At 61.7% G+C, this 16,982-nt stretch carries 17 protein-coding genes; 6 read left to right on the top strand and 11 right to left on the bottom strand.

The genetic code is table 11. The features are described 5' to 3' along the window. Positions 1–29 precede the first annotated feature (29 nt). Together NKJ28_RS17770 and NKJ28_RS17765 are read right to left on the bottom strand one after the other, a co-directional pair. Entirely contained in the window at positions 30–1,283 is a 1,254-nt protein-coding gene (locus NKJ28_RS17770) for an ABC transporter substrate-binding protein (RefSeq protein ID WP_352636579.1), read from the bottom strand. Positions 1,284–1,352: 69 nt separating this feature from the next. Then, the gene (locus tag NKJ28_RS17765) at positions 1,353–2,408 is read right to left on the bottom strand and encodes a LacI family DNA-binding transcriptional regulator (protein WP_352636578.1); all 1,056 of its coding nucleotides are present in this window, start codon (positions 2,406–2,408) and stop codon (positions 1,353–1,355) included. A 375-nt stretch (positions 2,409–2,783) separates the two neighbouring features. Between NKJ28_RS17765 and NKJ28_RS17760 the strand changes: the two genes are divergently transcribed. Together NKJ28_RS17760 and NKJ28_RS17755 are read left to right on the top strand one after the other, a co-directional pair. After that, complete coding sequence (locus NKJ28_RS17760; RefSeq protein WP_352636577.1) at positions 2,784–3,938, top strand: toll/interleukin-1 receptor domain-containing protein; 1,155 nt, start codon at positions 2,784–2,786, stop codon at positions 3,936–3,938. Next, entirely contained in the window at positions 3,935–4,774 is an 840-nt protein-coding gene (locus NKJ28_RS17755) for a hypothetical protein (RefSeq protein ID WP_352636576.1), read from the top strand. The genes NKJ28_RS17760 and NKJ28_RS17755 overlap by 4 nt, the downstream gene beginning before the upstream one ends. A gap of 46 nt (positions 4,775–4,820) precedes the next feature. Here the strand turns inward: NKJ28_RS17755 and NKJ28_RS17750 are convergent, their stop codons facing one another. The 4 genes from NKJ28_RS17750 to NKJ28_RS17735 form a co-directional block, all read right to left on the bottom strand. After that, on the bottom strand, positions 4,821–5,501 hold the full coding sequence (locus tag NKJ28_RS17750; protein WP_352636575.1) for an Nmad2 family putative nucleotide modification protein: 681 nt from the start codon (positions 5,499–5,501) through the stop codon (positions 4,821–4,823). Further along, positions 5,435–5,914 carry a TIR domain-containing protein gene (locus NKJ28_RS17745; RefSeq protein ID WP_352636574.1) on the bottom strand — a complete coding sequence of 160 codons (480 nt, stop codon included), beginning with the start codon at positions 5,912–5,914 and terminating at the stop codon, positions 5,435–5,437. Before NKJ28_RS17745 ends, NKJ28_RS17750 begins: the two co-directional genes overlap by 67 nt. 93 nt (positions 5,915–6,007) lie before the next feature. Beyond that, positions 6,008–6,676 (bottom strand): uracil-DNA glycosylase, encoded by a 669-nt coding sequence (locus NKJ28_RS17740; RefSeq protein ID WP_352636573.1) that lies wholly within the window; start codon positions 6,674–6,676, stop codon positions 6,008–6,010. Beyond that, positions 6,673–7,845 carry a nucleoside triphosphate pyrophosphohydrolase family protein gene (locus NKJ28_RS17735; RefSeq protein ID WP_352636572.1) on the bottom strand — a complete coding sequence of 391 codons (1,173 nt, stop codon included), beginning with the start codon at positions 7,843–7,845 and terminating at the stop codon, positions 6,673–6,675. The genes NKJ28_RS17740 and NKJ28_RS17735 overlap by 4 nt, the downstream gene beginning before the upstream one ends. A gap of 191 nt (positions 7,846–8,036) precedes the next feature. On the opposite strand from NKJ28_RS17735, the gene NKJ28_RS17730 reads away from it, so the two are divergent. The 3 genes from NKJ28_RS17730 (at position 8,037) to NKJ28_RS17720 (ending at position 10,956) form a co-directional block, all read left to right on the top strand. Continuing rightward, on the top strand, positions 8,037–8,279 hold the full coding sequence (locus tag NKJ28_RS17730) for a dihydrofolate reductase family protein (RefSeq protein WP_352636571.1): 243 nt from the start codon (positions 8,037–8,039) through the stop codon (positions 8,277–8,279). Positions 8,280–8,458: 179 nt separating this feature from the next. After that, on the top strand, positions 8,459–10,189 hold the full coding sequence (locus NKJ28_RS17725) for an adenylate/guanylate cyclase domain-containing protein (protein ID WP_352636570.1): 1,731 nt from the start codon (positions 8,459–8,461) through the stop codon (positions 10,187–10,189). 230 nt (positions 10,190–10,419) lie between these two features. Continuing rightward, a complete protein-coding gene (locus NKJ28_RS17720) occupies positions 10,420–10,956 on the top strand; it encodes a dihydrofolate reductase family protein (protein WP_352636569.1) in 537 nt (178 codons plus the stop codon). Between the two features lie 218 nt (positions 10,957–11,174). On the opposite strand, the gene NKJ28_RS17715 is transcribed toward NKJ28_RS17720, so the two are convergent. After that, positions 11,175–12,086 (bottom strand): LysR family transcriptional regulator, encoded by a 912-nt coding sequence (locus NKJ28_RS17715; RefSeq protein ID WP_352636568.1) that lies wholly within the window; start codon positions 12,084–12,086, stop codon positions 11,175–11,177. 30 nt (positions 12,087–12,116) lie between these two features. Continuing rightward, on the bottom strand, positions 12,117–12,248 hold the full coding sequence (locus NKJ28_RS17710) for a hypothetical protein (protein ID WP_023674354.1): 132 nt from the start codon (positions 12,246–12,248) through the stop codon (positions 12,117–12,119). Between NKJ28_RS17710 and NKJ28_RS17705 the strand changes: the two genes are divergently transcribed. Next, the gene (locus tag NKJ28_RS17705; RefSeq protein ID WP_352636567.1) at positions 12,226–13,122 is read left to right on the top strand and encodes an MBL fold metallo-hydrolase; all 897 of its coding nucleotides are present in this window, start codon (positions 12,226–12,228) and stop codon (positions 13,120–13,122) included. The genes NKJ28_RS17710 and NKJ28_RS17705 overlap by 23 nt on opposite strands. Positions 13,123–13,291: 169 nt before the next feature. On the opposite strand, the gene NKJ28_RS17700 is transcribed toward NKJ28_RS17705, so the two are convergent. From NKJ28_RS17700 to NKJ28_RS17690, 3 genes are all read right to left on the bottom strand, one after another. Next, complete coding sequence (locus NKJ28_RS17700; protein WP_352636566.1) at positions 13,292–14,161, bottom strand: patatin-like phospholipase family protein; 870 nt, start codon at positions 14,159–14,161, stop codon at positions 13,292–13,294. Beyond that, positions 14,158–15,408 carry a M16 family metallopeptidase gene (locus tag NKJ28_RS17695; RefSeq protein WP_502898243.1) on the bottom strand — a complete coding sequence of 417 codons (1,251 nt, stop codon included), beginning with the start codon at positions 15,406–15,408 and terminating at the stop codon, positions 14,158–14,160. The genes NKJ28_RS17700 and NKJ28_RS17695 overlap by 4 nt, the downstream gene beginning before the upstream one ends. Before the next feature lie 166 nt (positions 15,409–15,574). After that, on the bottom strand, positions 15,575–16,939 hold the full coding sequence (locus tag NKJ28_RS17690; RefSeq protein ID WP_352636564.1) for a M16 family metallopeptidase: 1,365 nt from the start codon (positions 16,937–16,939) through the stop codon (positions 15,575–15,577). Positions 16,940–16,982 lie beyond the last annotated feature (43 nt).

Raw genomic sequence — 16,982 nt, 5'->3', positions numbered from 1 at the left:
CCCCTCGAGGGGGAGGTGGAGCCGGCGCTTTACTTCTGCGGCGCCGAATCGATGATCGACTGCATGGTTTCCTGCGCATTGGCGATGGCGCCGTCGACGTCCTCGCCGAAGAAGACCTCGTTCATCATCTGGTTCCACGGACCGTTGGCCGAGTTGATCAGGTCGTTGAACACCACCGAATAGGGCGTGCGGCCCTTGGCCATGGCTTCGGCGGCGACCTTGTAGCGCGGATCGAGGTCTTTCAGCGCCTCATTGGCGATGTCGCCGCGCACCGGCAGGCTGCCGTATTTCGCCAAAATGGTCTGGCCCTCGAGCGAATAGGCGAAGTCGAGGAACTCCTTCACCACCGCGACCTTGGTGGTGCCCTTGGTGACGACGAAATTGTCGCCGCCGGCAAACGACGACCAGCCGCCATCCTTGCCGGGCAGGAAGGTGATGCCGTAGTCGATGTCGGGATATTGCGTGTTGAGCGCGCCGATGGCGAAGGCGCCGGACGGCGAGATGCCGATATTGCCGGTGGCGAAGGCGGCAAAGAAGTTGGAGCCGGTGTCGGTCTGCGCGCCTGAAGGCACCAGATCCTTCTTGACCATCGAACGGTAGAGGTCGATGGCGCCGCGTATCTGCGGCGTGTCCAGCGTCGCCTTGGAGCCGTCCTCGGTGAGGATATCGCCGCCCGAGGCCCAGATCAGCGGCGTGAAGGTGAAGATGTTGCAGCCACCGCAATTGCCGGAGAAGTAGAAGCCCTTGATATCGCCGCCGAGCGCGTTGACCTTTTCGGCATCGGCTTCGATCTCGGCCCAGTTGGTCGGGCCCTTTTCCGGGTCGAGGCCAGCCTGCTTGAACAGCTTCTTGTTCCAGATCAGCACTGAAGAGTCTGCCGAGAACGGCAGCCCGTAGATGCGGCCCTTATAGGTGCCGGTCTTGACATGCGCCGGCGACAGGCTGGCGAAATAAGGCAGCGATTTCGCCCAGTCGGTAATGTCTTCCAGCTGGCCGGCGGCGGCGAAGGAGGGCGTGTAGATCAGGTCGAGCGACAGCGCGTCGGGTGCCGTGCCGCCGGCAGCGGCCGCGCCGTATTTCGGGATGATTTCGGCGTTGGGGATGATATCCAGCTTGATCTGGTTCTGATGCCCCTTGTTGAAGGCATCGACGACGCGCGGCATGAAGTTCGAGCCGTCGGCGCGCACCCAGATATTGGCGGTGTCGGCGGCGGCCGAGCCGACTGTCGCCAGCGTGCCGAAAATGCTCGCGGCGATGGCGAGCCCAGTAATGGTGGTTCTCATGCTTCTCCTCCACATGGTTCTAATTTAGCCGCGCCCCCAAGGGGTGACTATCGACACGGCCCGTTTCGTTCAGCCGTCCGGCGGACGGCCGCATGACTGACGCACCACCAGCCGGCACGGCAGTTTTCTGATGCCCGGCAAAGCGGGTTCGCCGCCGACGAGCGAAAGCAAGGCAAGGCCGGCCTCGCGGCCAAGTGCTGAAAGGTTCATGTCGACGGAGGTCAGCGGCGGGCGCGTCGCCTCGGCGACGATCTGCCAATTGTCGAAACCGATGACGCCGACCTCGTCCGGCACGCCGATACCGCGCTCGCGCAAAGCGTCGATGACGCCGCGCGCGATCTGGTCGTTGCCGCAAAACACCGCATCGGGCTTTTCGCGCGTACCGTCGAACCCCTCGCCGTCGAACAACTTCTTGACCGCCTCATGCCCCCAGGCCTCCGACCACGGGCCAAGCAGCGGCTCCATGACCGGCAAGCCGTTCTCGGCCAGCACCGCGCGATAGGCTTCGGCGCGGGCATGCACCACGGCAAAGCTCGCCGGCCCGGTGACATGGGCGATGCGCCGTCGCCCGAGCCGGCAAAAATGCTCGACCGCCAGCCGCGCCCCGCCGGCATCGTCGGAGACGAACGCGATGGCGCCGGGATCGGGCTCGGTGAAGGCGTAGATCGCCGGAATGCCGAGATTGGCAAGGTCGACCGGCAGATGGCGGTCGATGCGCTTGCCGGTGGCGATGATGCCGTCGACGCGCTTGTCGAGCATGGCATCGACATGCAGCTGGGCAAGGCGCGGGTCGTCCTCGACATTGCACAGGAACACCGAGACGCCGGCATCGACCAGCGCATCGGAAACGCCGGCCATCAGCGGGAGCGAAAAGCGGCCATAGGTGTCGTTGGTCAAAAGCCCGACGGTAAAGGAGCGCCGCCGCAACAGGCTCTGCGCCAGGCTGTTCGGGCGAAAGCCAAGCCGCTGCGCCGTCTCGCGAATACGGGTCCGCGTCTCGGCAGTCATCCGCCCCTGCCCGTTGAGGGCTTTCGAGGCCGTGGCGACGCTGACGCCGGCAAGGGCTGCCACCTCACGGAGAGTGACGGGCTGCTTGGCGGGCGTTGGCTGTGCGTCAGAAGCCATCTTTCGGATGCAGATCCTTCAATTTGGGAAAAGCTTTTCTCTTGTGGGCCTGTGGCGTGTCGAAAAGGTGGTCGGCGAACGGTGCGGGGCTGGAAAAAGGTTTTCTCAAAAGGGAGATTAGGACGAAGATGCGGGATACGCAAGCAGGTATGATGGGTGGCGGCCAACCATACCTCCCCTGTCCTTCATGCATGTTTTGCGGTCGCCGTACGCCTTATAACCGAGGGGGTATCCGCTCCCAGGGGTCGCCCTTGGCCCGCGCATGATGATTGCAACCGCCCCTGTCGCCATCGCGCTTATAACGCCGTAATGTAAAAGCGATGTTCCAGATAACGCAACGGCAGTCGAGATATGCACGATTCCACACGACCATTCTTGGTCATCTACGTCGCGTGGCATCCCAACTTCGCGGATGGCGAACGGCTTGCCCGTGTGTTGTACGATCACTACCGCCGCAAACTTTATGAGAATGTGGCCGGCGGAGCCGGGCTGCCTGTGGTCTATCGGTCCGTCCCGGCTCCGGACGTCGCGACGCCGATCGATGTCGATTTGATCGACGCGGAGACATCAGCGATCATCCTGTTGATCGACAAGAATTGGGTGCAGGACCCGAGTTGGACGGCTTGGGGCAAAAAACTGGCCGAGCAAGTTGAGGCTGTGGGATTGGCCGCCCGCGTCTTCCCAGTTGCCATTGATAGTGTTGCGACGCAGATCGGGCTCGTCGAGCAGGCTGCAAGGTGGGACAAATGGAAGGATCTTTCGCTCGAGGCGCGTCAGCGACGCCTCATCGTCGATTTGACTTACCAGCTTTGTCGCATGCTGAGGGCCTATTTGGAACATTTGAAGCGTCCTGCAGAGGCTCAGGACGCCCTGGTTCAATATCTGAAGAAGGTCGAGATATTCCTCAGTCACTCGAAACACGATAGAGATGGTGAACGGATCGCCAAGCTCATTCGCAAACACCTTTATGAGAGCGATGGCTTAGCGAGCTTCTTTGACGTGCATGATATCCCGATCGGGCTACAATTCAACAGAGTTATACTTCAAAAAGTGAAGGTTAGCGCTGTCGTGGCTATTCATACCGACAGCTATTCGTCGCGAGAGTGGTGCCGTCGCGAGATCATCGAAGCAAAGCGTTGGAATGTCCCGCTTGTGATCGCCAATTGCATCAGAGACTTCGATGAACGAGGATTTCCATATCTCGGAAACGTACCAGTTGTGCGAATGGATCCTGTCGATTCGGATCGCATCGACGTGATCGTCAGCAAACTGCTTGACGAGGTGCTTAAGGACTTTCTTTGGCGATGCTGGGTCCAATCAACAGGCCCAGGCCACGACGGCGTTGTCTTTGTTCCCCGCCCCCCTGAACTCATCACATTGGCTAGTCTGGAAGGCAAAGCGCAGGCAGATGTGACGTTGGTCTATCCTGAGCCACCAATCGGCGCAGAGGAGCAGCGCCTCTTTGAGGTTATTGCGCCGAAAGTGCAATTACGCAGCATGACGGAGTGGCTGGCAGGGAGAGACGTATGAATTATAGAGAACCGTTGAGTCAGCGTGCCGTCGCAATCTCGATCTCCGCAAGTCCTGACATGGCTGTGTTGGGGCTCGGGCTAGAACATCTCGATGATGCAATGACAGAAGTCGCGAGGCATTTGCTCGCGATGGGCGCACGTCTCCTTTATGGAGGCGATCTTCGGGAGCAGGGCTTTTCACGTTTGCTGTTCGAGCTGGTCGCACGGCATCGCCGCGATGCGGATCTGGGCGATGAGCGCGTGGGTGTGAGCAACTATTTGGCTTGGCCAGTTCATGCCCATCTTCCTGCGGCCAGATTGGTCGAGTTGTCTGAGGCGCTCAAGGGAAGCGCCGAAGTCTTTTGCCTGGGACCAGATGGAACTGTCCTCTCCACGGAGGCGCGCGTGGCGATAACGGCCACGCCCGCAACGCGCACGGAATGGGCTGATGGGCTGACGGCGATGCGCGTCGCGATGCGTACTGCAAGCGACGCCCGCATTGTGCTGGGCGGAATCGTGGAGGGCTTCAAGGGAAAGATGCCGGGGCTAGCCGAAGAAGCGCTTCTCGCGCTTGAGGGCGGACAGCCCCTTTTTCTTCTCGGTGGCTTTGGCGGCTGCGCCCGGGATATCGCCGTCGAGTTGGGCCTCGCGGTCGACACCGGCGCCCCATTTCGTACGTGGCCTGGACGGGATCGCTTTGCTGCGTTTTCAGTCGAGAACCTTCAGAACGGGCTGACGGCGGACGAGAACAAGGTGCTTGCTGCGACGGCACACATCGATCAGGCGGTCGCGCTTGTGCTGCGCGGCCTTCTCCGCCGAGAGAAGATTGCCAGTGGAGAGCTGGGCGGCGAATAAAGGATGCTGTTCGAAGACTACGCCTCACGCGGGCAAGAATTCTCCTTCACGCGGTCCGAATCCAGTCGAGCGGTCGAGCGACGTAGCCGTGCGCGTCGAGGGACCGAAGCCAGTCGATGAATTGGTCTCGGTGCTCCTCCGCGAAATGGTTCCGATGACCGCGTCCGGCACATACATCCGCGCCGTTGAAGTCGCGGAACAGCGCCGGGATTTCCGGCCCCGCTCCGCCCCAATATGCATAGTCATGTCCGATGAGGACCTTCTCCGACTTGGTGTCGTGTCCGACGTTGATCGGATTCGGCGTGCCATTGCGCTCGCTGTGGAGTGAACTCGCCTGCTGCCATTCTCCGCTTTCAGCATCGCGGTGATAGATATTGTCTCCAAACGCTTGCATCTTGCTGCCGTGAAGAAACGGGCGCTTCGCGTGAAAGCGAGGGTCCTCCCAATAGGCATCGTAGGTCGTGATTTCGTCGACGACCATGAAGTAAACTAGAAAGCCTCGGCGCCGCCGTTTGGCGCACCCGGTTCCGACCACATAGTCACCGATGGCCGCGTGCTCGCGAATGTTCGGCTTGCAGGTCGCGAGGGTGCATACCCGGTGAAAGGGGTTTGGAGCGAACCCGTAGTCGTGATCCAGGACATAGGAATGCAGGCGCACCTCTAGCTCGCGCAGCGATACCGAGCGATTGGTCGCTCCGGTCGAGGCTGGCCCTTCGGATCGCGCCATTCCTCGATCCTGCCGAAGATGGCGTCGATAATCTGTTCGGCGCGCCAGGGAACCACTGCGTTCCCATATTCATCGAGTGCCTCTGGAGGCTCGCATCCGTGCTCGCCATAGTCCCAGACCCCGACGATACGCTTCCCGAGCTTATGGGCGTACTCGATCTCCCAGTTAACCCAATCGCTAAGCTTCGTGCCCGGCGTAATGAGGACGACAACTGTGCCGGCCCACTCGATACGAGGAGCGAGGATCTCGCGTTTGATATAGTCGGGATTCTGCGCGTTGTTGGGTTTGTCGCTATTGACGGAACTGTCACGAGCAGCGCAGCCATTTTTGGCGAGAAGATCCTTCAACGGCTGCAACCGCGAGTCATCCTCGTGGACATGGCTTATGAAGACATTGCAGACCTTGTCACTCACGGCAGATCTCTCCCAAGCCAGAGATTCGTTCACGTGATGTTCTTATAGTATATCCACCGAACCCACGCTAGAGCGCGCCAGCGCAACGTATGCTCAAAGAAGTCTTAGGGTTCTCGATTCCGCGGGAGGCGACACGCCATAGTGTGCGTAGACACCTTCCTTAAACTCCTTATGGCCGCCGTAGCTGGGATGGCGGACCCGTTCGGCCGGGACGTCAAGATCGGCCAATGCGATCTGCGCATCACGACCAATAGCAACCACTGACCGCGGTTTCAAACTCCCGATCAGCCATTGCAACAAATGGCGACAGGCATGCCGTTCGGCGCGTGTGTGGCACCGATTCGAAAGTGGCGTTTCTGCCTCGAAGGGGTGGAGAGGAAAGACGTTCCAAAGGAATACCGGCCTATTAAGTTCGTGCAGAACTTCCCAGATGACAGTCGCCGTTCGTTCCGCCACCGCAGGCCCGCGAGTGGCACGCTTCAGCGGCGGCGTGCCGAGCAGCGTCGAGTGCGCAGCAAGGTGGACTTCATCCGTCAGGGCGAGGCCCGTGCGCCGGCCACCGCGATAGCCGAGGTCCCGTGCGATCCATATCGATTCAACTCCCCGGCTAAGCGCGGCATCGAGAACCAATTTGAGATTGTGTCGACGAACGGCAGGCGCCTCTACAACGTCATGCGCCTCGCAAATCTCTGCGTAAGGATTGAATGCGTTGTTGAACCGCAAACCCTGCAACGCTTCTAGGAAGGCCGAGGTATCAATCATGGCAGGCTTTCAACTAGGAGGCTACGGTTTGGGCGATCTAGTATAAGTCGGCCACGTCGGTGCGTCTTCAGGAATCGAAAAGCCTCGTTGCCCTTGAGAATTGCTTCCTCCCACAGCCAGAGCGGACAGTCCTCTGACTCGTAGCCGCGTACAAATTGCCGGACGGATTTCAGGAATGTGAAGCCCAAATCACCAGCGCCCTGTCCTTCGAGGAAGTCCAACTGTTTGGCCTCGCCGAAGACGTATGTTGCAACGCCTTCTTCGATCAGGATGGCTCGGGCGCCGTCCTGACCTTCATCAACTTGCGTTTCGCTTTTTCGCTTTAGGCGAAACAGCGCGCGTGTGACAGGAGACCATCCGAGTATAGCTGCATATGCATAATGAAAAGCGTCATGGAATCTATAATCGTCCGGTTTCATGATGTTGTCGGTTAGCCTATCTCCTATGAAAAGCCCATTGCATTTCTGCACGACGTACGTCTTTCCATTCTTGGCGGTCCTCTCGAATATTTCTATTTTTAGAGTCTTGGGAAGCTGTTCCTCTATTGGGAAATCTTGGTCGAAGTCGGTCGAGAAATTCCGGTCCTCCGGCCACCGGTCCGCAGCCTTTTTCAGATTGTGCGTGGCCGCCTGATGCAGCGTGATGCCCGCTTCGTTGGCAGCCGTGAGGAGAAATCGGAAGATCGATGCAAGATGGGCAAGGAGCCCAGCACGATCGGCGGGCAAGCCGCCCTGTGCGCTCATCTCCGCCAAACGGCCCACTGCTCCCGCAAGCTGCAGAAGGGTACGCTCAAAGGCTGCGGTAGGGGCATGCAAAGGGAGTGGCGGCTGTGGTTGGAGGCTAAGGAGCTCGATATCCTCACCGTCGAACATCGGCTCTTGCCCGTCGCCTTGAGCTGAGGCGGCAATGGTGGCGAGCGGCAATTCACCATGATCCGCGATCACGGCAAGATACCAGAGGGCGTCTCCCATCTCTTCAACTACGCTGGTCTCGTAGCCAAGATAAGACCGTGAGTCGCGCTGTTTCTTCTTAACCTCACTGAGGAGGCTGCCGATCTCGCCGATAAGGCCCAGCACAGGAAGGTCGAAACCATTGCCAAGTTGCTTAGTCCGATCTGTGCGAATCGCACGCAACTGATACCTATTGACGGTGAGTGACTGTTGATTCATCAAGTTTTCCCCTCCCGAGTCGCTGCAAACGACCATCGGCTTATTTCAGCCGGCAGTCGAGATAGAAGACCGCGCGCGGTCGCGACAGCACCGCTCCTCTGGGATCGAATAAAAACAACAAAGCGCCGCTCTTTTTACGGAGTGTATCGCATCGGCCTCGTGCCCCGTCCTCCGCCAGAAAGGAACCCGCCATGCCAAACCTCATCGTCACCGAATTCATCAGCGTCGATGGCATTGCCGAGGTCGAGAAGCTGCCGGGCGTGACCTGGAGCGATGAGATGCAAGAGTTCAAGGACGACCAGCTGGCCGACAGCGGCGCCATGCTTTTGGGCGTACGACCTATGAGATATTTGCCGGCTCGTGACCCAAGTAGACCGGAGACTTTGCCGACCGCTTCAACGCGCTGCCGAAATATATCGCCTCGACGAGCTTGACGCCGCGCGGATCCCTCCCGCCATTGATGCGATCGAGTTCGCAGCCACCTGGCGGAAGGCGGAGGGTTCTGACCCGCCCTTTCTTGCTGCTGCGGTAGAAGACGTCTTGATTCAGCCACAAGCCCAAATTGCTGGATTTGGCAACCCAGGAAGGATAGGCTTGGTTTTTGGTTCAAGCGATGGAACAGAGACTAGCCGCAATTCTGGCTGCCGATATGGCGGGCTACAGTCGGCTAATGGAGGCCGACGAATCCGGCACGCTCGCACGCCTTCGGACCCATCGCATAGAACTGGTCGATCCCGCCATCGCGAAGAACAAGGGCCGGATCATCAAGACCACCGGAGACGGCATGCTCGTTGAGTTCCAGAGCGTGACCGATGCCGTGAAATGCGCCGTGGAAATCCAACAGCGCATGAAACGGCGCAATTCGGATGTGCCGCAAGAACGGCGTATCGAATTCAGGATCGGCATAAATCTCGGCGACATCATTTTCGACGATGAGGACATTTTCGGCGACGGCGTCAATATTGCCTCGCGCATCGAGCAACTCGCCGACGTCGGCGGTATCTGCGTGACCGCAGCAGTGGCGACCCAAATTGCCGACCGTCTCGAAATTGCCATGGAGGACCTGGGCGAGAAGACGTTAAAGAACATCAGCCGCCCGGTTCGCCTCTATCGCGTTGGGTTTGACAGTTCTGTCCTGCCGGAAGTCGAGGCAAAGCGATCCATCTCGAAACCTTCGATAGTGGTGCTGCCGTTCACCAACATGAGCGGCGACCCCGAGCAGGAATTTTTCGCGGACGGACTGACCGAGGACATCATCACCGAACTGTCCCGCCACCATGAGCTGTTCGTCATCTCGCGCAATTCCAGCTTCGTCTACAAGAACCGCGCCGTGAATGTGCGCGAGGTGGCCGAGAAACTCACCGTCCAATACCTGGTGGAGGGAAGCGTCCGCAAGATCGGCGACAGGGTGCGCGTGACGGTTCAGCTCATCGACACGGCGAATGACGCTCATATTTGGGCAGACAAATATGACCGGAAGCTGGACGACATATTCGCGATTCAGGATGAGGTGACCGCGGCGATCGCAGCCACGCTGCCCGGTCGTGTCGAGGCGGCTCAGCGGGACCAGCTCGCGCGAGCGAAACCTGCAAACATGGCCGCGTATGAATGTGTGCTTGCTGCCAAGGTGCTGCATCACCGAAGCACGATTGCGGATAATGAACGCGCGCAAACCTTGATTGAAAGGGCCGTCGCGCTCGACCCCGATTATGCCCATGCCCATGCCTGGCGGGCCTGCATTCTTGGCCAGGCCTGGGTCCATAGTTGGTGCGAAGACAGGGATGCCGTCTGGAACAACATCATGGCGGCGCTGGACAGGGCGCTGGCGCTGGACAACAACGATGCCGATGTCCACCGCATCCTCGCGGCAGTGAACGTGAACAACAATGAGCTGACCACTGCGCGCTACCATCAAGAGCGGGCGCTGGCCCTCAATCCCAATTACGACCTCGTGGTGGTGCAGCAAGGCGAGTTATTGACGTGGCTGGGGAGGCCGGAAGAGGGAATTGAATGGATCCGCAAGGCAATGCAGTTGAACCCGCACCACCCGGAGAGGTTCTGGAGCCATCTGGGAAAGGCGCATTTCGCCGCGCGCCAGTATGGCGAGGCGATCGAAGCTTTCATGCATCTGTCAACCATGGACTCGGCTCAGCACGCTTTCGCCGCTGCCTGCTACGGCTGGCTCGGCGACGAAATCGCGGCCGCGGCGCATCTAGGCAAGATCAGAACGCTCGATCCCCAATTCGACCTCGATTCATTTATCGCCACCCTGCACTTTGCCCAGGAGTCTGATGTGCAGCACGTCCGCGAAGGACTGCTGAAAGCCGGTATTGCCAACCTGTAGCCAGCCCGTAACTACGAACCAGATCCAATCTGGGACAGAAAAAAAGACCGGCCCCCGATGCGGACCTTGTCGCATGACCGAACGACGGGCAGGTCGGAGAAGCTTTTCCCACGGTATCGGTCTTTGGAAGCGAACAGGGAAAACCCTCCCCCTGAAAAAGCGCAGCGCTAGTTGACGGCGCATGTCGCATAAGGCCCGCGCCACTCGGCCCTGCCAGAAAGGAACCCGCCATGAGAAAACTCATCATCACCGAATTCATCAGCGTCGATGGCATTGCCGAGGTCGAGAAGCTGCCGAGCGTGGCCTGGAACGATGAGATGCAGAAATTCAAGGACGACGAGCTTGCCGACAGCGGCGCCATGCTGTTGGGGCGCACGACCTATGAGATTTTTGCCGGCTCGTGGCCCAAGGAGACCGGAGACTTCGCCGACCGGTTCAATGCGCTGCCGAAATATGTCGCCTCGACCAGCTTGCAGGCGCTCGACTGGCAGCCGGCCGAGCTGCTGCAGGGCGCGTTGCCGGAAGCGGTCAGAGGGCTGAAGCAAGGCAGCGGCGGCAACATCTATGTGCATGGCAGCCTCAGCGTCGCGCAGGAATTGCTGCGCCACGGCCTGGTCGACCGCATCAGGCTACTCAGCTATCCCGGTGCCGTCGGCCAGGGCAAGCTGCTGTTCCCGCCCGGCGCACAATTGCCGCTCGAGCTGATCTCGGCCACGCAATTCGGCAACGGCGTGGTGGCGCTGGAGTATGCGGCGGGAAAGTCGTAATGAGCCAATCTCCCCCCTTGAGGGGGAGATGCCCGGCAGGGCAGAGGGGGTCGTCTCGCGTAATGCGCCAACCCCTACCGACGCAAGAGGGAGGCCGCGCCCGGTCGAACCGACCCCCTCTGGCCTGCCGGCCATCTCCCCCTCAAGGGGGGAGATCGCAGCTTCGGCCTTGGCGTGTCAGGCTCGCAAGCGTCCGACCAACAGCGGCCTCGCCCAAGCTATCGTCCCCGCCCCCGCCCGCCTGCCTCCAGCTTCTGCTCGGCCGCGATCAGCATCTCGACAAACCTCGTCACCTTGGGCGGGCGGAAGCGGGCGGCGGGGTAGACTGTGTAGATGCCGCCGGAGGGCAGCCGCCACTCGGGCAGGATCTGCACCAGCCGCCCGGCGGCCAGTTCGTTCCGCACCAAAAAGTCCGGCAGCACCGACAGGCCGGCGCCGGCGCGGACCGCTGCCAGCACTGCCGGCGTTGCGTCGATCGAAATCGTTGCCTGCATGCGCACGGTCTGCTGCTCGTCATCGCCGCGCGAAAATTGCCATAGCAGCGGTTCGCGCAGCGCCATGTTGGCGACGAAGGGCAGCCCGGCGAGGTCTTGCGGTTCGCCGGCGGTGAACCGGCCTGCAAAGCCGGCGCCGCATACCATGAATTGTTGGAAGGTGCCGATGCGCCGGGCCTGCAGGCTGGAATCGGCCAGCCAGCCGACGCGGATGGCCACGTCGATGTGGCCGGAAACCAGGTTGATCGTCTCGTCGCCCAGCGTCAGCTCCACCCGGCAGGCGGGATAGCGCGCGCTGAAGGCGGCGACCACCGGCACCACCGCCGATGTGCCGTAGTCGTTGGACGCAGCGATGCGCAGCGTGCCGGTCGGCTCGGCGGCGGCCTGCGCGAGCTCGTCGAATGCATCCTCGGCCTGCTGCAGGACCTGCAGGCAGCGGGCATGGAACGTTCGGCCGGCCTCGGTCGGATGGACGCGCCGCGTCGTGCGGATCAGCAGCGTCGTTCCGACATCGCGCTCCAACCGCGCCACCTGCTGGCTGACCACCGCCTTGGTGATGCCCAGCCGCTCGGCGGCCCGCGTGAACGAGCCGGCATCGACCACCGCCGCGAAATAGGCCAGCCGGTTCAGGTTCATGCTTCGCTCATGGCAGAGGCAGTCTCATTGTCAGGCAATGGCATACATTACGTCTATTTTGTCGGCCTTCAATACGCATTCCGCTTTTGCCATCTTGCGGGCATCGAGGCCGCCGAATTCCGGATCCCAGGAGACATCCATGTTCACACGGAGAAGCATCATGAAAACCACCCTCGCCGCCGGCGCTGCCGCGGTCTTTGCTCCCGCCGGGCTTGGCCATGCGGCCGGCGGGCTTTCCTGGAAACATTTCCCCGCCGGGCAAAACGGCTTCTTCCGCGCCCCGGTGCTGGTCTCCGGCGCCGCCGAAGCCGTGCTGATCGATGGCGGTTTCACTTACCCCGACGGCCGGGCCGTGGCCGAGGCGATCAAGGCGACCGGCAAGACGCTCACCACCATCTATGTCAGCCAGTCCGACCCGGACTATTATTTCGGCCTCAAGCCGATCAAGCAGGCGTTCCCGCAGGCACGGGTGATCGCCGCAGCCGAGACGGTGGCCGCCATCAACGGCAATGTCGAAAAGAAGCTCGCCGTCTGGGGGCCGCAGCTCAAGGAGAATGGCCCGCAGGCGCTAGCCGACGTCGTCATCCCCGAAGCATTCGACGGCAAGACGCTCAGCGTCGATGGCGAGACCATCGAGATCGTCGCCGCGGAAGGCCTCACCAACCGGCGCTATCTCTTCGTGCCGTCGCTGAATGCGGTGTTCGGCGGGGTGATGATCTTTGCCGGGGTGCATGTCTGGACCGCCGACACGCCGACCAGGGAACTGCGCGCCGCCTGGCTCGCCAATCTCGAAAAGATCGCGGCGCGCAAGCCGGCAATCGTCGTGCCCGGGCACATGACGCCTGAGGCCGCTACGGACCTTTCGGGCGTCGAGCACACCAAAACCTATCTCGTCGCCTTCGAGGAAGAATTGGCCAAGGCCAAGGACGCTGCCGCGCTGAAGAGCGCCATGGAAGCCCGCTTCCCCGGCCTCGGCATGGGCGTCGCGCTCGACATCGGCTCCAAGGTTGCCACCGGCGAGATGAAGTGGGGCTGAGATGGGCGCCAATCTCCTCCCTTGAGGGGGAGATCGCAGCTTCGGCTTTCGGCGCGCAAAGCTCGCCCGTCTCGGCCAAGGGCGCCTCGCCCAAACTTACCGCCCCTGCCCGCCTGATTTCGACACGCTCATGGTCCAGCGGGCGCTGACGCCCGACGACTGATGGCTGTCATCCGCCGAGACGGTTCGTGCGCTTGCTGGCTTCGGCCTTGGCCCGGGCCTCGACCGCCTTCTCGATCTCGCGCTTCAGCTCGTCCTTGATCGCCACCGTCTCGGCCATCAGCGCCTCGACCTTCATGAAATCGAGCACCCGGTATTTCGAAACGGCCGGCCTGATCAATATGTCGGGCCGGCTCTGGTTCAGCTTGCTGGCGATGATCGACTGCATCATCAGCTGCGTGGCGCCGAACATCAGGTCGACGGAGGTCGGAAATTTGCGGCCGGCCTCGGTTGGCGCGCCGACCACGTCGACGGCGATGATGATGTCGGCGTCGAGCTCGATCAGGTCGAACGGCACGGGATTGTAGATGCCGCCGTCGATCAGCAGCCTGCCGTCGCGCATCACCGGACGGAACACCGCCGGGATCGCCGCCGAGGCGGCCAGCGCCGAATGCAGCTCGCCTTCGTCGAACACGGCGAGCTGGTGGCCATAAAAGTCCGTTGCCGTCACCTTCAGCGGCATCTTCAATTCGGCGAAGGTTTCGGGAATGGCGTCGGGCAGGAACGCCTTGAGGATGCGCTCGACATTGAACTGGCTGACCCGCAAGCCGCCCTGCAACGCTTCGGCAAAAGTGCCGGGCCGCGCCCGCCACATGCGCGTCGCCACTTCGGCGCGGCGGCCGAGGATCGAGCGCGTATAGTCGTGGATGTCCTTGCCGGTCATGCCCGAGGCCATGCCGGCGCCCATGATGGCGCCGATCGACGAGCCGGCGATTGCTGCCGGCCTTATGCCCAGCTCGTCCAGCGCCTCGATGACATGGATATGCGCCAGCCCACGCGCCCCGCCGCCGCCAAAGGCGATGCCGAAGCTAGGGCTCATCCCTTGTTGGCCGCGCCGAGCTTCGGCCCGACCACCATGACGGCCGGCTCGGCGGAGAGCAGCTTTTTCGCCACCGCTTTCACCTGGTCCAGCGTCACCGCGTTTATCAGGGCGGCGCGGCGCTGCATGTAGTCGATGCCGAGCTTGCCGAGCTGGATCTCGAGCAGCGTTGAGGCGATCGCGCCGGAGGAATTCAGATTGTTGATGGCATAGGCGCCGATCATGTATTTCTTGGTCGCCGCCAGCTCGGCTTCGGTCGGCCCCTCCTCGGCCATGCGCTTGACCACATCGCGCACCACGGCCAGCGTCTCGGCCGCCCTATCGGCGCGGGTCGAGGTGGTGATGGACAGCGCCTCGGAATGCTGGTGGTCGACGAGGTCGGAGCTGACGCTGTAGGCCAAGCCGCGCTTCTCGCGCACCTCGTCGAACAGCCGCGAGGTGAAGGTGCCGCCGCCGAGGATCTCGTTCATCAGCACCGCGGCGAAGAAATCCGGCGCATTCCGCTTCACGCCGGGATAGGCGAGTTGCAGCGAGGCCTGCGGCTGGTCGTAAACGACCTCGAGCTGCTGGCCGAGCTTCAGGTCGATGTCGGGAACGGGCGTAAGCGCCTGCTTTTCCGGCAGGCTGCCGAACACCAGGTCGAGCTTCTGCTTCAGCGTCTCGGCGTCGATGGCGCCGACCACCGCGACATGCAGGCCGTCACGGGCGAAACTTGCCTTGTGGAAGGCGCTGAGATCGGCCGGCGTGATCGTCGCGATGCTTTGCCTGGTGCCCTGGTCGGGCCGCGCATAGGGATGCCTGCCGTAGATCGCGTCCAGCCATTTGCGTTGGGCGAGCGTATCGGGATCGCGCTCGTTGGCGATGATGCCGGACAGGATTTGCGCGCGGATGCGGTCGATCGGCACCTGGTCGAAGCGCGGCTGGTTGACCGCCACCCGCAACAGGTCGAAGGCGCCGTCGCGCTGCTCGGCCAGCATGCGCATCAAGCCGTAGATGCCGTCGCGCTGCGCATCGAAGCTCATCTCGGCGCCGACATCGTCAAGCTTGATCTGGAAGGCCTCGCTGTCGAGGTTGCCGGCACCTTCGTCGAACAGGCCGCTCATCAGATTGGCAAGCCCTTCCTTGCCGGGCGGATCCTGCGTCGCGCCGCCATCGAAGACGAAGCGGATGGCGACGATCGGCACCGAATAATCCTCCACCAGCCAGGCGGCAATGCCCTTCGACGAGGTCACCTCCTGGATGTTCATGGCGGCGCGAGCGGAAAGCGCCGGCAGGATGACAAAGAGAAGGGAGAGGAACAGGGTTGCTAGAAGAGAGCCGGCGTGCGGGCGCTTCCGTTCTCCCACAAGGGAAGAAGGGGAGGAGCCCACGAGGGGAGAAGGCAGAGCAGGACCATGCTGGCTCATCATCAAATCAATTCCCAGCTTGGGTTTGCGGCAGAAGATAGCCGGTCGTTGCGTGGTCGAGATTGAGATAGCGGGCAGCGACCGCCTTGACCTGGTCGGCAGTGACCTTGCGGATGCGGTCCGGCCATTGCTGGACGTTCTGGACGTTACCGCCTGTGGCGAGCGTCGAGCCGTAGATGTTGGCCATGTCCTCCTGCTTGTCGCGGGCAAAGATCATCGAGCGTACGAAACGGTCCTTGGATTTTTCCAGCTCGTCGCTGGTGACGCCGTCTTTCGCGATGCGGGCGATCTCGGCGTCGACCGCGGCCTCGATGTCGGCAAGCTTGGCATCGCCGCGCGGCGCGCCGTAGACGGTGAAATTGGTGTCGTCGAGCATGGTGCCCTGGAAGAAGGCGCCGGCCTCGGCGGCGATGCCTTGCCTGACGACAAGCTCCTGGTAGAGCCGGCTGCGGTTGCCGCCGCCGAGGATTTCGGACAGCACGTCGAGCGCTTCGGCTTCGCCGGGCTTTGCCGTGTGATAGGACGGAACCACCCATTGCGTGGTAAAGCTCGGCACGCTGACGCGCCCGTCGGTCAGCGTCACCGTGCGCCTGGTGTTCTGCTCCGGCTCGACCGGGCGGATGCGCGGAGGCAGATCCGGGCCGCGCGCGACCTTGCTATAGGTCTTTTCGGCCAGCGCCTTGACCGTTTCCGGCTCGACATCGCCGGCCACCACCAGCACGGCGTTATTGGGTGTATAATATTTGTTGTAGAAGGCCATCGCGTCGGTGCGGTTCAGCTTCTCCATCTCCTGCATCCAGCCGATGACCGGAATGCGGTACGGCTGGTTCTGCCACAGCGTGGCGTCGATCTCCTCGTCGAGCACCGCCTGCGGATTGCTATCGATGCGCGAGCGGCGCTCCTCGAGGATGACGTCGCGCTCGGTTTTGATGACGTCGTCGTTGAGGATGAGATTGCGCATGCGGTCGGCCTCGAAGCCCATCATCTCACCGAGCGCCTGAGGCACCACCGTCTCGTGAAAGGCCGTGTAGTCGTAGGAGGTGAAGGCGTTGTCCGAGCCGCCGATGGCGGCGACGGCACGGTCGAGCTCGCCCGCCGCATGGTTGCTGGTCGCCTTGAACATCAGATGCTCGAAGAAATGGGCAATGCCGGACTTGCCCGGCGGCTCGTCGGCGCTGCCGATCTTGTACCAGACCATATGGGTGACGATGGGGGCGCGGTGATCGGGGATGACGACGACCTCCATGCCGTTGTCGAGCAGGAAATCGGTCACGACGCCATCGTCAGGATTGTTATCCGCCAGAGCCGGCGCGGCCATCACCAGAGCCAGTCCCAAGAGCGTTCCGCGCAGCCATTCAGCCTGAAATGTCATAGATGGCTCCGGTTTGTAGTGGGACGATAGGCGGGGTTGCTGG

The organism is Mesorhizobium sp. M0145 (genome assembly GCF_040322355.1).
GTDB lineage: Bacteria > Pseudomonadota > Alphaproteobacteria > Rhizobiales > Rhizobiaceae > Mesorhizobium.
This window is presented reverse-complemented; position numbering and strand designations above follow the sequence as displayed.

Bases quoted from the DNA above. Each gene is read 5' to 3' on its own strand.
- NKJ28_RS17770 (WP_352636579.1), bottom strand. From the start codon at position 1,283: ATGAGAACCACCATTACTGGGCTCGCCATCGCCGCGAGCATTTTCGGC.
- NKJ28_RS17765 (WP_352636578.1), bottom strand. From the start codon at position 2,408: ATGGCTTCTGACGCACAGCCAACGCCCGCCAAGCAGCCCGTCACTCTC.
- NKJ28_RS17755 (WP_352636576.1), top strand. From the start codon at position 3,935: ATGAATTATAGAGAACCGTTGAGTCAGCGTGCCGTCGCAATCTCGATC.
- NKJ28_RS17750 (WP_352636575.1), bottom strand. From the start codon at position 5,501: ATGGCGCGATCCGAAGGGCCAGCCTCGACCGGAGCGACCAATCGCTCG.
- NKJ28_RS17740 (WP_352636573.1), bottom strand. From the start codon at position 6,676: ATGATTGATACCTCGGCCTTCCTAGAAGCGTTGCAGGGTTTGCGGTTC.
- NKJ28_RS17735 (WP_352636572.1), bottom strand. From the start codon at position 7,845: ATGAATCAACAGTCACTCACCGTCAATAGGTATCAGTTGCGTGCGATT.
- NKJ28_RS17730 (WP_352636571.1), top strand. From the start codon at position 8,037: ATGCCAAACCTCATCGTCACCGAATTCATCAGCGTCGATGGCATTGCC.
- NKJ28_RS17725 (WP_352636570.1), top strand. From the start codon at position 8,459: ATGGAACAGAGACTAGCCGCAATTCTGGCTGCCGATATGGCGGGCTAC.
- NKJ28_RS17720 (WP_352636569.1), top strand. From the start codon at position 10,420: ATGAGAAAACTCATCATCACCGAATTCATCAGCGTCGATGGCATTGCC.
- NKJ28_RS17715 (WP_352636568.1), bottom strand. From the start codon at position 12,086: ATGAACCTGAACCGGCTGGCCTATTTCGCGGCGGTGGTCGATGCCGGC.
- NKJ28_RS17705 (WP_352636567.1), top strand. From the start codon at position 12,226: ATGTTCACACGGAGAAGCATCATGAAAACCACCCTCGCCGCCGGCGCT.
- NKJ28_RS17710 (WP_023674354.1), bottom strand. From the start codon at position 12,248: ATGATGCTTCTCCGTGTGAACATGGATGTCTCCTGGGATCCGGAATTC.
- NKJ28_RS17700 (WP_352636566.1), bottom strand. From the start codon at position 14,161: ATGAGCCCTAGCTTCGGCATCGCCTTTGGCGGCGGCGGGGCGCGTGGG.
- NKJ28_RS17695 (WP_502898243.1), bottom strand. From the start codon at position 15,408: ATGAACATCCAGGAGGTGACCTCGTCGAAGGGCATTGCCGCCTGGCTG.
- NKJ28_RS17690 (WP_352636564.1), bottom strand. From the start codon at position 16,939: ATGACATTTCAGGCTGAATGGCTGCGCGGAACGCTCTTGGGACTGGCT.